The sequence below is a fragment of the Bacillus sp. 3G2 genome, from assembly GCF_044324725.1.
In the GTDB taxonomy this organism is placed as follows: domain Bacteria; phylum Bacillota; class Bacilli; order Bacillales; family Bacillaceae_G; genus Bacillus_A; species Bacillus_A mobilis.
This window is the reverse complement of sequence record NZ_CP172246.1, coordinates 2,570,666-2,585,730: the sequence shown is the minus strand read 5'-3', so window position 1 is coordinate 2,585,730 and position 15,065 is coordinate 2,570,666. Positions and strand designations below refer to the sequence as shown.

Here is a 15,065-nt window from a genome sequence, read left to right as displayed (position 1 = left end):
GTTATTGGAATGATATAATAAATAGATATATCGCTTTTGTTGGATGTTAAAATGTTTTAGGAGGGAAGCTATTGAAGTATTTCAATAAAGATTGGTATAAAGAAATGCAAGTATTTAGATTTTTAATTTTCCCAGAAACAGTAGAAGAATGGGAAGAGATTTTGCGAGAGAGCGAAAAAGTAGGAATGGATTATAAGCAAAGTTTAAGAGAAGACGTGGAAGAAAAGAAAGAAGATCTATTAAAGTTTCTCCCTAAGTCATTACATCCATACATTCATGACAATACCATTAATTCAGAATACCCATCGAAACAATTAAAGAAACTTATGCTTGAGTGGACAGTAGATTATGAGAAAAGAATGAATGATTTAGAACAAGCTTGTATAGATAATTATAATAGTATAAAAGAAAAGCTCTCGCAGAATGTCGTTCAACTACATGATTACTCACTACATGATAGTGTAGTCAAATCAGTAGAGAGAAGATCAAAAGATACGCTAATTATTACTTTAGATTGCATTGGTACTTTCAGTGAATTTGATATACTGCAAGTAACTTTTACAGGCGTAACGAAGTGTTCAATTCCGGAAAATTTTGAAGGTGCTTGATGGTTAAGTCATGAAATAGATCTTACTAATGAAGGGTTCGAATTAGGTGTTTTATTTGATTGCCCATTTGAAGAAGTGACGATTTGTGCAAAAGACGTATTGCTTGAGATAGGTAACTAGTAAACTTTATAAATTTACAAACAAAAAAACAGTCTTATAAGACTGTTTTTTACTTAGATGCTAAATTATCAAGTTTCCAAAATGTATCTGTTAACGGTGCAGCTTTACTATCTATGTATAAATACATAGAATTTAAATCTTTTGGTGAAGTTTTCATATTAAATACAATGTTGCTAGTTAAAGAAAACTCAGAAGGAACCTTTTTAGCATTTTCATTTTGTATAACTTCACCTTCGTATTTTTTACCCGTTTTTTCATCTTTTATGAAATATTTTATTTCTGAAAGATCTATCGTTTGTCCGTCAGTACGAGCATTATTTAAAGTAACGCGAGCTGTGAGACGCCACACTTTGTCTATTTTCTCGAATTTAGCATTTTCAACAGTTGCTCTATAGTATTCGTTTTTAAATATTTCCCCATAGTGCATTGCATTCTTTTCAAAAGCGCTCTTTTCTTGTTTTGGTGCAGTATTACCATTGCATCCTGCCATTAGACCTGTAAATAATAATGCTGTACAAGTTACTTTAATTATAGATTTCATAGTAATTCCTTTCTGTGTTAAAAAGTAAAACATAGGAATAATTTTACATCAATAGGAAGATAAATGGAAGTGTATTTGTGAAATATGCAAATATGCATTTATTTCGTTGTTCAGTTAACGGAATAGAAAGAGGGAAAAAGCTGAATAAAACGGAGTGAATAAGAATTGAAAATATTGTAAAACGGAAGAGACATGCATATAATTAAAATAAGGATGAGATTTCAGAATCTTCAATAACGGCGGTGGGACATGTTTACTGAAGAGCGTAGAGAGAAAATTTTAGAGTTACTTAAGAAAGATGGAAGGGTAATCGCAAAGAATCTTGCGGAAAGTTTCGATATGTCTATCGATTCTATAAGAAGAGATTTGTCTATTATGGAGAAGGATGGCTTGTTAAAAAGAACACATGGAGGTGCAATTGAACTTGCTAGAGTAAGGAATTTAGCCGCCGAGCCATTTGAGCGTTATCATAATGGTTCTATATATGAAGACGCAATTGCAAAAAGCGCAGCTTCTTATATACAAGAAGGAGATTCCGTTTTTGTTGGCGGAGCATCTATTCATTATGCGATGTTAAAGTATTTACCTGAAACATCATTTACAGTGGTTACGAATGCTTTAAAAATTGCTAGTACGTTATGTGAATATAAGAACATTGATACGTACTTAATTGGTGGAATGGTGAAACTATCAGGAAATATGACAGATACACTAGCATCAGAGTTGATAAGTAGATTTTCTATTGATCTTAATTTCTCCACAGGTGGTGGCATTTCATTGAATGGTATAAGTACTGCAACGCCAGAAGTTGCTCATTTTAGTAAAACAGTAAGTAAGATTGCTAGAAGAAATATTTGTTTAGCTCCTCATAATAAACTTGGAATAGACTGCTTTATAAAAGGAGAGGAACTGATTGAAATTGACCTTATCATAACAGATGAAGAGGCTAGTAAAGAAACGATTCAACAATTTGAGAAACAAGGTAAAGAAATTGTAATAGCGTCAATAGACCTCATTTAAAAGGAGTTTAAAATGATTATAAAAGAACAAGAGTTTCATATAAATGGATTAACTTATACAATTCGTTCTGCAGCTGAAACGGATGCTGAGCAATTATCGGAAATTAGAGTTCAGATCGATGGCGAAACTGAAAATATGGATAGAGAAGCTGGAGAGGGATTTATAGATAAGAGAGGATTTCAAAACATAATAAAAACAGATAATGAAGAGACGAAAAATCTCTTTTTAGTTGCAGAAGTGCACAATCGAATCGTTGGATTTTCAAGATGCGAAGGATCAAATTTGAAGAAATTATCTCATAAAGTAGAATTTGGCGTTTGTATTTTAAAAGAGTTTTGGGGATATGGAATGGGTAAGAGTTTACTGCAACAATCTATTCAGTGGGCTGATGAAAATGAAGTAAAAAAGATATCATTACAAGTGTTAGAGACAAATGAAAAAGCCATTCATATTTATAAAAAATTAGGCTTTGAAGTGGAAGGTATTTTGAGAAATGATAAAAGACTGTCGGATGGGAAGTATTATAATACAGTTGTAATGGGAAGGTTTATTCATACATTTCATAAAAAGGGTGTAGTGGAATGTTTTACAGAAGAAAGTACTATATAGTAAAGAATGAATTTATAGAAATATTTAATGAGCATTTTACTAACTCGAACTTACCTAATCAATTGAAGCATGGTTCTAGACTAATAGGACGCTGGATGAAAGATAATAAGAATGGTACGACTGAAGTGTTTGCCATATGGGAATATGATAGTTATGAACAGTATAAAGAAATTGAATTGAAAATTAGAAGTGACGAGAAGCATACTAGAAGAATACATGAATGGTATGAAAAACATGGCGGAAGAGAATATGTTTTACAGAAGTACATATTAGAGTTAAAAAATGAAGAGTTAGTATGTACTGTAAAGTGATAGAGGAGTGAGGAATGATGAAAATTAAAACAAAATTATATTTTAGTTTAGCATCTACCATATTATTTTCAATAGCGGTCATAATTTTCTTTATAAATGATACTCCACAAAAGTGGTTTTGGTTATGTATTTTCTTTGCGTCCATTATACAAAATATAGTTTTACTAAAAAAGAATAAAGAAGTTAATTAATATATGCTAATTGTTAACATTTTTGTGTCGTCTTTCTAGTTTTATTGAAAACGCTTTTATTCAGTTTTATAATATAACTATGTTTTTACAGATCTCCAAAACAATGAATAGGGAGATGATACAATGTTAGCTTCACCGTTTTACTTACATACATGGAAAAAGTTTGTTGATGAAGGTGTCCTTGATTCGAACCGTATGAACGAAAGAATTTCAGAGTCATGGCATCGATGTAAACAAGCAAATGTGAATCCTCATATGAATAAAGGTCAGAAAATTTTGTCTTCTCATATTTTTCGAGAACAAAAGAAAAAGAGTGAAATTTTCCTTGATATAGCACTACCTCAAATACAAAATATGAGAAAAACCATTGATGAACTACAAATGATGGCATTATTAATCGATCCAGATGGCTATGTTCTATCCTTAAGTGGAAATCAACAAACGTTAAAGCGAGCGAAACATATTAATTTTATTGAAGGTGTAAAATGGACGGAAGCAGCTGTTGGCACAAATGCGATAGGAACCGCGTTACAGATTGAAGAGGCTATTATGATAAGTGGTACAGAGCATTATTCTGTCGCTTCTCATAGCTGGAGTTGTGCGGCCGCTCCCATTCATAATGATGATGGGAAATTAATTGGAGTTCTAGATTTCTCGTGTCCAATTGAATTTTCACATCCATATATGCTCGGTATGGTAACTTCGCTTGCACATGCGATTGAACGTGAATGTAGTATTCGAGTACATCAAAATGAGTTACACTTAATCCATCGTTTTTTAGATGTAATTGACAGTGATGAACAAGTTGTAATTTGTAATCATCGTGATGTTATCGTTTCTGCGAGCAAGAGTGTTCGGGAACGAGTATGCAATTGGTCACGAATGAAACTTGAAGATTTAATGCAAAATGGATTGAAACCTAAATTAGAAGTACCGGTATATGGTAATGGTGGAATGATCGGGAAATGTATTTATGTAAAGGAAAATAAACAAGGGAATGTATTTTCAACGTCCACATTTATAAGCGGAATCACTTTCCATGGCGTTATTGGGACAAGCAATGCATTTCAACATACTTTAGAAGAAATTAAGCTTGTATCTCCAACTGACGCTAGTGTATATGTTTGTGGTGAAACAGGTGTAGGGAAAGAATATGTAGCGAGAGCAATTCATGAAAATAGTCCAAGAAAAAATGGTCCTTTTATAGCTGTTAATTGCGGTTCATTGCCGAAAGAATTAATGGAAAGTGAATTATTCGGTTATGCTGAAGGAGCGTTTACAGGTGCGCGGCGCCAAGGATATAAAGGGAAATTCGAACAAGCAGACGGAGGAACAATATTTTTAGATGAGATTGGTGAAGTACCGCCAGAGATGCAAGTAGCATTGTTGCGTGTTTTACAAGAACGAACAGTAACCCCAATTGGCAGTTCAAAAGAGGTACCGGTAAATATTCGTATTATTACTGCGACACATAAAGACTTACTGAGATTAGTAGAAGAAAGGAAATTCCGTCAAGATTTATATTATCGTTTACATGTGTATCCGCTATATGTTCCATCGTTAATGGAAAGAAAAGAGGATATTCCGTACTTCATAAAACATTTTTGTGAACGAAAAGATTGGAATGTGGAATTTCCAACGAGTATTTGTAATCAATTTTCACAACATGTATGGCCCGGAAATATTCGAGAGTTATTAAATGTATTAGAACGTATTTACATTTTGTCGCAAGGTCGGGAAATATGCGAAAAACAACTCGCTTTTTTATTACAAACAATAATGGGAAATCAACATCAACGGGCATTGCAAGTTGAAAATAAAACGGAGCATACATTAAATTTCCGTGAAAAAATACAGCGTGATAGCATGATTGAAGCGCTAGAAAAGACGAACGGAAATGTATCATTAGCTGCAAAACTGTTAGATGTACCTCGAAGTACATTTTATAAACGAATGCAAAAATATAAGTTATAAAGTAGATTTTTGTAATTTACTTTTTCTTTGTGGGCTCATGTTCTGTCGGAATGTGCGCTTACCGGGGAAATAATAGAATAGTTAGAAATTAATTTCCGAAAGGGGGACTTTTGTGAAGTATATTGAAATTGGCATCGGAAATAGATGGTTCGTTCGAACGGAAACTGAAAATATAGATGGAACTGAATTTGAGGAACGAGGAATGATCAAACCTATTTATTTTGAGTCTTTATATGTACGAATTTGGTTTCGGAAAACGTGTTTTATTTTTGATACAAAAGAAGGGTTTAAAAAAACTAAGAAGAGGAGGATTGAATATAAATTTATAGTTGGAATTGTAAGTAGAATAAATAAAGAAAAAGTGTGCTGATATACGTTATTATATTGACCAGGAAATTCTTTGGACTTATATCAAATTCATAAAAAGCAATTTTACTAAATATAAATTGTTAATAAAACCACTATAAATTATTATCAAGACCTAAAAGCTAAAAATCCTAAAAAAATAAAGGTGAGCGCATATTAGTCATGTATAATATGTACTCACCTTTATTTTCTTGTTCAAAGCACCCGTTAGTCACTCATGGAACATGGAATAAAGTGTGGTATTGATTTAAAATAAAGTTTGATAATTTATAAAAAAGATTGATAAAACCCTGTATTAATAGTACATTTTTTCACAAATTTAAATGGGGAAATTTCCCCATTTTTTATACCAGCTTAACGTTGATTCGGGAATATTGAACTTCGTTACCTGCTAATTGAATTCTACTTCATCTGGAGACCTTTAAATTAAAAGGTTTCCTTTCTTCTGACAGACTTATTAAATTTCGAAAACAATCAATTCAATCATCTTTTCGTATAGAAAAACTTATTAAGAAACATGCACTAGAAAAAATATAAATCATATATAGGAGATATCCCGTTTGAATGCTTGAGGAGGATATTATGAAACCTATGTTACCTAGTGAAAAATATTTCGGTAATTTAGAACTAGTTTATGCATTTTATGGGGCTATGCCTACAGGTGTTACTGTTTCAGAAACCGGTCGTATTTTCATTTGCTTTCCGAAATGGGGAGACGATGTTAAATTTACGGTGGCGGAAATTTTTGAGGATAAATTGCAGCCTTATCCTAATTTACAAACCAATTTGGTTAACCCCGAGAATATCCCAATGTCTTTCATCAGTGTCCAAAGTGTAGTTGCTGATGGAAGGGGAACGCTTTGGATATTAGATACAGCGGCACCCCATTTTTCTGAACCTATTAAAGGGGGGGCAAAATTAGTCGCTGTTGATTTAGAAACTAATACAATAAGAAAAGTATATACCTTTACAGAAGATGTTGTCCTGCCTACAACTTATCTGAATGATGTCCGTTTTGATTTTCGTGTTGGAAAAGCAGGTTATGCCTATATAACGGATTCTTCTTCAAGAGGACCAGGAGCTATTATCGTCGTAGATTTATCAAATGGAAACGCGTTTAGACGGTTAAATGGAGCAAATTCAACTTCACCCGATCCCTATTTTTTACCGAAAGTAGAAGGTCAAATTTTAATGAATCGAAACAAAGACGGTTCAACTTCTCCATTTAGGTTGGCGTCTGATAGTCTTGCGATTTCTCCCGATGGAAAGATATTATTTTTTGCTCCACTAACCAGTCGGCATTTGTTTTCGATCTCAACAGAAGCCCTGAGAGACAGAACGATACCGGACATGAATTTACCTTATCATGTGGAGTATTGGGGAGAAAAAGGTGCGTCTGATGGAATGATCACCGATGCAAAGGGAACTGTTTATGCTGGAGATTATGAAAACAACAGTATCCGTAAGATATTGCCAAATGGCATAATGGAAACTATCGCACATGATCCGAGAATTTTGTGGCCGGATACTTTTTCAATTGGTCCGGATCAATATTTGTATGTCATTGTGAACCAATTACATCGACAGCCTAGATTTCATTATGGAAAAGACTTACGACAGAAACCTTATAGTTTACTTCGTATCAAAATTGATGAATTTCCTGCTCCGACCTTTTCATAATAAAAATAGTCAATTAATTGTTTTCATTGATAGAAAATGATCAAACTTTTTTATAAAACCAAAACATAAACCTGCTGGATAAGAATCCATTTTGATCAATCTTTTTCAAAATGGATTCTTTTTATTTACCATAGAATACGGGTTAACACGATATTTTTAATCAAACTTTATTTTAAAATTACGAAGAAACTCATGAATGTTTTAAAAAATATGGTGAAGTAGTAATACCCAAACTTATGAGTGAAATTAATGAAAAGTTAAAATGGGATGTTGTTAGTTATGTAGATCATAAGGAGTATGCTTTATGGCCACTACTAAAATATTTTAAAAAGATAATTAAACAAGATTCACAAGAATGGAAAAAGCGAGGTTTAGAACTGTATAAATTATCTAGTGTAGCAGATATAAAGGGGAGTAATAAAGCCTCGTTCGATATACAAAAAGAAATTGCAACTGCTGTAGTAAAAAGTGGGAGTAATGATATATGGCAAGTTAGACAACATGATGAAGAATTTCGTTTCTCGTTAAATTTAATATATAATCAATTTAGGCCATGAACTAATTCTAATACCGAGTGTAGCTGCAGTTATTAAAAATGAGCAGGGAGAAATCTTATTTCAATATCCTGGAGGAGAATACTGGAGCTTGCCAGCTGGAGCAATTGAACCTGGAGAAACTCCAGAAAACTCGGTAGTTCGGGAAGTGTGGGAAGAAACGGGTTTGAAAGTGCAAGTGAAAAAAACAAAAAGGAGTATTTGGAGGAAAAGAGTACCGCCATACATATCCTAATGGTGATGAAGTAGAATATATTGTTGTTGTTGTTGTTGTTGTTGTATTTGAGTGTGAAGTTACTAGTGGCGAGCTAAGATCAATAGATGGTGAATCCTTAAAACTACAATATTTCTCTTTATCTGAAAAGCCACCATTATCGTGACCATACCCAGATAAAATATTTTTATAGAGGTAAAATAGCACACATTACTTATTGAAGGTGTGCTATTTATATAACCCAGTCGTATACATTTCCGTCAATGTATGTACTATCTCTTCTAACTCTAATTTTCTATCATTTTTCACAATCGTCCAAAGAAACATCTCATTCATCGCGAACCAAGCACGTGCTACAATTTCTTTATTTAATTCAGGCTGTGCTAATCCACTTTCTTGAGAGTACTTAATATCCTGCGTAATATTGTTTATAAAGCGTTCCCGTATCTCGTCCCATTTTTGACGTATCTCTTTTGATAATCCAATCGCTTCTTCTACAATTTGTAAAATAGGTCGTTCTTTCTCTGCTAATTGTAGGAATGCTCTAACTTGATTTTGAATCATTATACGTGCTTCTTCTTTTGTTTGGGGCGAAAAGGAGCGTTCAGCAATATCATAAAATTGAATCATGACATCTTCCATTAAAACAATGAGGAGATCATCTTTGTTTTTAAAGTATACATATGCCGTTCCATAACCGGTTTCTGCATGTTTAATAATTTGTGTAATTGTTGTTTTTTGAAATCCGTTATGTATAAAAATAGTGTAACCAGCGTGTAATAGTTTCTTCTTTGTCTCTATGGAGCGGTGTTTTCTTGATGAAAGAGTATTGTTTTTCAAAGAACCACCTCTTTATACTGAAATATCTGAAAATATAACTGTATTGTAAAAGAAATGCATATATAAAGTCAACTGACATAATATCATTGACGTTATATCAACTAAGGTGATATATTTCAATTAGTTAGAATAAAAAGAAAATTAAAAGAAGGTGACACCATGTATAAAGAACCATTTCAACCAACTTATGAATATGCGCTTGAATGTGATAAACATGATGAACTGAAAGATTTTCAAACTGAATTCTATAAAAAAGAAGGAACAATATATCTAGATGGAAACTCATTAGGACTACTTTCAAAAAGAGCAGAAAAATCGTTACTTACGTTACTAGATTCATGGAAGGAGTATGGTATTGACGGTTGGACAGAGGGTGAGCATCCATGGTTTTTCCTTTCGGAGAAATTAGGTGAATTGACAGCACCGCTTATTGGGGCTTTACCAGAAGAAACTATTGTAACCGGTTCCACGACAACGAATATTCATCAAGTAATCGCAACTTTCTATGAGCCGAAAGGAATACGCACAAAAATTCTTGCAGATGAGTTAACATTCCCGTCAGATATATATGCACTTCAAAGTCAAATTCGTTTAAAAGGATTAGATCCAGATGAGCATTTAATACGAGTGAAGAGCCGAGATGGTAGAACACTTTCTGAAGATGATATTATTCACGCAATGACAGATGATATCGCGTTAATTTTATTGCCTTCTGTACTATATAGAAGTGGCCAAATACTTGATATGAAACGTTTAACAGCGGAAGCACATAAGCGTGATATTCATATCGGATTCGATTTATGTCACTCAATCGGTTCTATTCCGCATCATTTCAAAGAATGGGATGTTGATTTCGCTATTTGGTGTAATTATAAATACTTAAACGCAGGACCTGGTGGCGTTGCCGGTCTTTATGTAAATAAAAAGCATTTTAATAGACTTCCAGGATTATCAGGTTGGTTTAGTTCTAGAAAAGATAAGCAATTTGATATGGAACATACATTAACAGCTGCTGATCATGCAGGTGCTTATCAAATTGGTACACCGCACGTATTAAGTACTGCACCGTTAATCGGCTCTCTTGAAATCTTTAAAGATGCTGGTATAGAACGTTTACGTGAAAAATCGCTACATATTACAAGATACATGCTTAATTTAATTGATCATGAATTAAAAGACTTTGGATTTACAATTGGAAATCCATTAGAGGATGAAATACGAGGCGGACACATTTATTTAGAGCATGCTGAAGCAGCGCGCATTTGTAAAGCGCTAAAAGCAAATGGAGTTATCCCTGATTTCCGTGCACCTAATGGCGTAAGACTTGCACCGGTCGCTTTATATAACACATACGAAGAAGTGTGGAAATCTGTACAAATATTAAAGAAAATCATGAAAGATGAAGAGTATAAACAGTTTGAAAATAAGCGAGAGGTTGTGGCATAAACATGAAATCATCAGAGTGGATTGATATTTCACAACCGCTAAATAATGATATTGCCACTTGGCCAGGGGATACACCGTTCTCATATGAAGTTTCATGGTCAAAAGAAGAGAGTGGATCAGTAAATGTCGGAAAGTTAACGATGAGTATTCATACAGGTACTCATATTGATGCACCTTTTCATTTTGATAATGATGGAAAAAAAGTAATAGATTTAGACGTTCAAGTTTATGTCGGCCCAGCGCGCATCATAGATGTTTCTAATCTAGAAAGCATTGGGAAAAAGGAATTAGAAAGCTTTCATTTAGAAGGCGTAGAACGATTGTTGTTACGCACATCTTCACATGGTAAAGCGAATGAATTCCCAGAGGTAATCCCGCATTTACGTGCGGATATAGCACCGTTTCTTTCAGAGAAAGGTATACGTTTAATCGGGGTAGATGTACCGTCAGTTGATCCATTAGATGATAAAGAATTAGAAGCGCATCATCAATTGTTTAAACATGGCATACACATTTTAGAAAATGTCGCACTAGATCATGTAGCAGACGGCGATTATGAATTGATCGCATTACCACTTGCCTTAACAGATGCAGATGGAAGTCCAGTTCGAGCAGTTATTAGACCAATATAAGTAGAAATATATAAAAGGGGCGTTTGGCTAATATGAAAGAAAATGAAAAGGTAATTATGGAAAAAGGAATTCATACAGACTTTAAAGAGAATATGACGTACGGGGAGTATTTACAATTAGATAGTTTACTATCTTCTCAAAAGAGATTATCAGACCATCATGATGAAATGTTATTCATCGTGATTCACCAAGCAAGTGAACTTTGGATGAAGCTTATTTTACATGAGTTAAACGCAGCAATCGAATCAATTAAAAATGATAAATTACAACCAGCTTTTAAAATGTTAGCACGTGTATCAAAAATTCAGTCGCAAATTATTCAATCTTGGGATATTCTTGCGACATTAACGCCATCAGAGTACATTGAGTTTCGTGATTCACTCGGTCAAGCTTCAGGCTTTCAATCGTATCAATATCGTATGATTGAGTATGCGCTTGGCTATAAAACGCCGCATGCATTAAAAATTTATGAAAAAGATCCGGAATTACACGCTCGACTTCATACAGCGCTACATACACCCAGTTTGTATGATGTCGCAATTCAAGCTCTTGTAAAAGAAGGATTCCCGATCCATCAAGATGTGTTAAACCGTGATATTACGCAGCCTTATGAAGAAGATGCAACAGTAGAAGCAGCTTGGATTGAAGTGTATGCGGATGTGAAAAAATATTGGGATTTATATCAACTTGCTGAAAAATTAATCGATATTGAAGATTGGTTACAACAATGGCGTTTCCGTCATATGAAAACGGTAGAACGTATTATTGGACATAAAATGGGAACAGGCGGCTCTTCTGGTGTATCTTATTTAAAACGAGTACTTGATCAACAATTCTTCCCAGAACTTTGGAATGTTCGTACAAAATTATAAAAAACAAACCTGTCAGTTCATAACTGGCAGGTTTGTTTTTTATTTGAACGCAACTATGTTTTAATGAAAGCTACAAGTTATAATAAATCAAGTAACAATCTAATTGGAGGTAAAGTTTTGGATTTTAAGCAACTAGAAAATAAATTTGAAAAGAAAAAAGTAAATACATTTCTTGTTTATCAAAAAGGTGAGTTAACAACTGAGTATTATAAAACGTTAGAATGTGAAAATAATCTATTTAAAATAAATTCGATTACAAAAAGCATCGTATCTATATTAATTGGTATTGCAATAGATAAAGACTATATAAATGATATACATACACCGATTACAGCGTGGATTGAAAATGTATCTGTTGAAAAGCAGAAATTGACTCTGTATCATTTATTAACGATGACTACAGGTGAGGATTGGAAAGAGTTTGGAAATGGAGTAGTGTTCCCAAATGATTTTGTAGAATCGGAAAACTGGGTCCAGTATGTATTAGAAAAACCAATTATTGAAAAACCAGCTACAAAAATGAATTATAACTCAGGTTCTTCGCATTTGCTTAGCTACATTATCCAAAAAGCTACTGGAATGTCGACAGAACAGTTTGCGCAAAGGTACTTATTTGAACCGTTAGAAATTACTGAATATGAGTGGCAACAAGATCCCAAAGGTATACACGTCGGCGGGTTCGGCATGAAAATGAAATCTAAAGATTTATTAAAACTCGGAATATTATGTTTGCAGAATGGATATTGGCAGGGAAATGAAATTGTATCATCGAAATGGTTAGAAGAATCAAGTACAGCTCTATTTGAAACGTATGAACATGTCGGGGCGTATGGATATCACTGGTGGGTTTTGAATAACGAAAGATTTCACATACCGTATTGTATATATTTTGCTATGGGATACGGCGGACAATACATCGTTATCATTCCGCAGTTAGAGCTTGTTGCTGTCATAAGTAGTCATATGCCAAAACGAGGACTCGTTCCATTGAAGTTATTTATGGAGCATGTACAGGAGAATAATAAGTTTATATAAGAAGAGGAGAGAATGTATGAAAGGTGTAAAAACATTATCTTTATTTAGACTATGTTTAAGTCTTTTAGCATGTAGCGCGATTATTACGCAATTTATAATAAGAGCACAAGTGAAACCATTCAATCCAGTTAATTTTTTTAGTTTTTTCACGATTGAAAGTAACATCTTAGTAGCAGTTATTCTCCTTCTTAGTAGTATTGGAACAACTACATTTGGTCGATCAGAGCAGTTTGGTATACTTCGTGGTGCGGCAACGGCATATATACTTACTACAGGACTCATTTATTTTTTACTATTAAGAGGATTAGAAGAATCACTTCAAACTGCAATACCATGGGTAAATACGGTGCTGCATTATATCATGCCAATTGCCATGCTTTTAGATTGGATTTTAAATCCACCAAGTAAGAAGATTACTTGGAAACAAGCTGCAAGTTGGCTCTTATTCCCGTCTTTTTACGTTGTATATAGCTTAATTCGTGGTTCAATCGTAAATTGGTATCCATATCCTTTTTTAGATCCGAGAATAGGAGGATATGGTAGAGTGCTTTTATACAGTATAGGGATAGCAGTTGTAATTGGCGCTATTTGTATATTGGTAAGGTTTTTAGGGAATCGAAACTTTAGGAAAGAATTTTAGAAATGAAAGAAACCGACTGTTTAAAATATAAACAGTCGGTTTCTTTCATTTTATCCCGCATTAACGGGCAGTAAGACCCCATCTCAAAATTCAGCGAAAGCAAAGAAGTTAGGTGGGGGATCAACTGCCCGTAAAAGCCCGATTGGTTCAACTCGTCTTCTGAAACGACATTTTTATAAATTTATCTGTCTTCGTTTCAAATTCTACATCAACAAAAACACCATATTCTTTTCCCTCTTCACGTAGCCACAATTTAAATTTTTCGACTGTTATTTGAACGGTTTTTGGTTTTCTACCTATATGAAGGTAATCAATAATCTCAGCTTTTGGGTATTGTTCTTTCGTCTTTTCTACAGCAAGTTTACCCCATTTGGCATAAGGAGGCTGTGCATGAACAATTGATGGAACGGTATATATGTTTGAACATGTTGTTATGAACAGGATGACGAGTGCGATTCGTTTTAACAATTTCTTCATAATAAACTCCTTTTATCTTTTTCTTTATTGTTTACATATTTTTTTAACGATATGAGTTTGGATTTTTTTGTCTTCTTTACATAAAAGCGAGTCTTTTACAAAACATAACCAAGAAATCATTTCTGTAATCAAGGAGGGAAAATTATGCGTCAAAAAGCTATTTTTAAAATAGCAATTTTACTTGCGTTCATCGGACTATCTTTGATGGTAAGTAGTATACAACTAAAAAATGTAGAAGCTTTTTCTAATCAAGTCATTCAAAGAGGAGCATCTGGTGAAGATGTAATTGAACTGCAATCTCGTTTGAAATATAACGGATTTTATACGGGAAAAGTGGATGGGGTTTTCGGATGGGGTACATACTGGGCACTTCGAAATTTTCAAGAGAAATTCGGATTACCCGTTGATGGTTTAGCTGGAGCTAAAACGAAGCAGATGCTTGTGAAGGCAACGAAGTATGACAAGTCGACTGCTAATAAAGGAACAACAACGAATAAAGGAAATAGTGGTGGTACTGCACAAGAAAATAAACCATCTCAAAATAAAGGGACAAATGTTCCGAATGGTTATTCTCAAAATGACATTCAGCTCATGGCAAACGCAGTATATGGAGAATCTCGTGGTGAGCCGTACTTAGGGCAAGTTGCAGTAGCTGCGGTTATTATAAACCGAGTTACAAGTGCATCATTTCCAAATACTGTTTCAGGAGTAATATTTGAACCGAGAGCCTTTACGGCGGTTGCGGATGGACAAATATATTTAACACCAAATGAAACAGCGAAAAAAGCTGTATTAGATGCACTAAATGGATGGGATCCAACAGGAAACGCATTGTATTATTTCAATCCAGATACAGCGACAAGCAAATGGATTTGGACTCGTCCACAAATTAAAAAGATCGGAAAACATATTTTCTGTAAATAGAGCGGAGGTGG

Annotated in this window: 16 protein-coding genes and 2 pseudogenes; 15 read left to right on the top strand and 3 right to left on the bottom strand. The window is 33.9% G+C overall.

The features are described from left to right. The first annotated feature begins 71 nt into the window (after window positions 1–71). A pseudogene (locus ACHZK0_RS13195) lies at window positions 72–728 on the top strand (DUF4085 family protein). Window positions 729–777: 49 nt separating this feature from the next. On the opposite strand, the gene ACHZK0_RS13190 reads toward ACHZK0_RS13195, so the two are convergent. Beyond that, entirely contained in the window at window positions 778–1,269 is a 492-nt protein-coding gene (locus ACHZK0_RS13190) for a hypothetical protein (RefSeq protein ID WP_395761677.1), read from the bottom strand. A 249-nt stretch (window positions 1,270–1,518) separates the two neighbouring features. On the opposite strand from ACHZK0_RS13190, the gene ACHZK0_RS13185 reads away from it, so the two are divergent. From ACHZK0_RS13185 to ACHZK0_RS13150, 8 genes and pseudogenes are all read left to right on the top strand, one after another. Then, window positions 1,519–2,289, top strand: coding sequence for a DeoR/GlpR family DNA-binding transcription regulator (locus ACHZK0_RS13185; RefSeq protein WP_262743235.1), 771 nt, complete (start codon window positions 1,519–1,521; stop codon window positions 2,287–2,289). Window positions 2,290–2,301: 12 nt separating this feature from the next. Then, complete coding sequence (locus ACHZK0_RS13180; protein WP_262743236.1) at window positions 2,302–2,898, top strand: GNAT family N-acetyltransferase; 597 nt, start codon at window positions 2,302–2,304, stop codon at window positions 2,896–2,898. Continuing rightward, entirely contained in the window at window positions 2,871–3,209 is a 339-nt protein-coding gene (locus tag ACHZK0_RS13175; RefSeq protein WP_262743237.1) for an NIPSNAP family protein, read from the top strand. Before ACHZK0_RS13180 ends, ACHZK0_RS13175 begins: the two co-directional genes overlap by 28 nt. 314 nt (window positions 3,210–3,523) lie before the next feature. Beyond that, window positions 3,524–5,374 carry a sigma-54-dependent Fis family transcriptional regulator gene (locus ACHZK0_RS13170; RefSeq protein ID WP_395761676.1) on the top strand — a complete coding sequence of 617 codons (1,851 nt, stop codon included), beginning with the start codon at window positions 3,524–3,526 and terminating at the stop codon, window positions 5,372–5,374. Window positions 5,375–5,486: 112 nt separating this feature from the next. Then, on the top strand, window positions 5,487–5,744 hold the full coding sequence (locus ACHZK0_RS13165) for a DUF3977 family protein (protein ID WP_262743239.1): 258 nt from the start codon (window positions 5,487–5,489) through the stop codon (window positions 5,742–5,744). A gap of 578 nt (window positions 5,745–6,322) precedes the next feature. Further along, window positions 6,323–7,420, top strand: coding sequence for an L-dopachrome tautomerase-related protein (locus ACHZK0_RS13160; RefSeq protein WP_395761675.1), 1,098 nt, complete (start codon window positions 6,323–6,325; stop codon window positions 7,418–7,420). A 236-nt stretch (window positions 7,421–7,656) separates the two neighbouring features. Next, window positions 7,657–7,977, top strand: coding sequence for a hypothetical protein (locus ACHZK0_RS13155; protein WP_395761674.1), 321 nt, complete (start codon window positions 7,657–7,659; stop codon window positions 7,975–7,977). Beyond that, window positions 7,958–8,354: pseudogene (locus ACHZK0_RS13150) on the top strand (NUDIX domain-containing protein). Before ACHZK0_RS13155 ends, ACHZK0_RS13150 begins: the two are co-directional and overlap by 20 nt. Window positions 8,355–8,416: 62 nt before the next feature. On the opposite strand, the gene ACHZK0_RS13145 reads toward ACHZK0_RS13150, so the two are convergent. Continuing rightward, window positions 8,417–9,028, bottom strand: a complete 612-nt coding sequence (locus ACHZK0_RS13145; RefSeq protein WP_262742736.1) for a TetR/AcrR family transcriptional regulator — start codon at window positions 9,026–9,028, stop codon at window positions 8,417–8,419. A gap of 159 nt (window positions 9,029–9,187) precedes the next feature. On the opposite strand from ACHZK0_RS13145, the gene kynU reads away from it, so the two are divergent. The 5 genes from kynU to ACHZK0_RS13120 all read left to right on the top strand — a co-directional run bounded on the left by kynU (window position 9,188) and on the right by ACHZK0_RS13120 (window position 13,653). Continuing rightward, complete coding sequence (gene kynU, locus ACHZK0_RS13140; protein ID WP_395761673.1) at window positions 9,188–10,474, top strand: kynureninase; 1,287 nt, start codon at window positions 9,188–9,190, stop codon at window positions 10,472–10,474. Between the two features lie 2 nt (window positions 10,475–10,476). Further along, window positions 10,477–11,106 (top strand): arylformamidase, encoded by a 630-nt coding sequence (gene kynB / locus ACHZK0_RS13135; RefSeq protein ID WP_395761672.1) that lies wholly within the window; start codon window positions 10,477–10,479, stop codon window positions 11,104–11,106. A 32-nt stretch (window positions 11,107–11,138) separates the two neighbouring features. Beyond that, window positions 11,139–11,978 carry a tryptophan 2,3-dioxygenase gene (gene kynA / locus ACHZK0_RS13130; RefSeq protein WP_270344215.1) on the top strand — a complete coding sequence of 280 codons (840 nt, stop codon included), beginning with the start codon at window positions 11,139–11,141 and terminating at the stop codon, window positions 11,976–11,978. Window positions 11,979–12,095: 117 nt separating this feature from the next. Beyond that, window positions 12,096–13,013, top strand: a complete 918-nt coding sequence (locus tag ACHZK0_RS13125; protein WP_262742730.1) for a serine hydrolase domain-containing protein — start codon at window positions 12,096–12,098, stop codon at window positions 13,011–13,013. A gap of 16 nt (window positions 13,014–13,029) precedes the next feature. Continuing rightward, entirely contained in the window at window positions 13,030–13,653 is a 624-nt protein-coding gene (locus ACHZK0_RS13120) for a Pr6Pr family membrane protein (RefSeq protein ID WP_270344097.1), read from the top strand. Window positions 13,654–13,800: 147 nt separating this feature from the next. Here ACHZK0_RS13120 and ACHZK0_RS13115 read toward each other — a convergent pair whose 3' ends face one another. Continuing rightward, a complete protein-coding gene (locus tag ACHZK0_RS13115; RefSeq protein ID WP_262742728.1) occupies window positions 13,801–14,130 on the bottom strand; it encodes a YqzG/YhdC family protein in 330 nt (109 codons plus the stop codon). Window positions 14,131–14,274: 144 nt separating this feature from the next. Here ACHZK0_RS13115 and sleB point away from each other — a divergent pair, with 144 nt between their 5' ends. Continuing rightward, a complete protein-coding gene (gene sleB / locus ACHZK0_RS13110; RefSeq protein WP_071723354.1) occupies window positions 14,275–15,054 on the top strand; it encodes a spore cortex-lytic enzyme in 780 nt (259 codons plus the stop codon). Window positions 15,055–15,065: the final 11 nt, after the last annotated feature.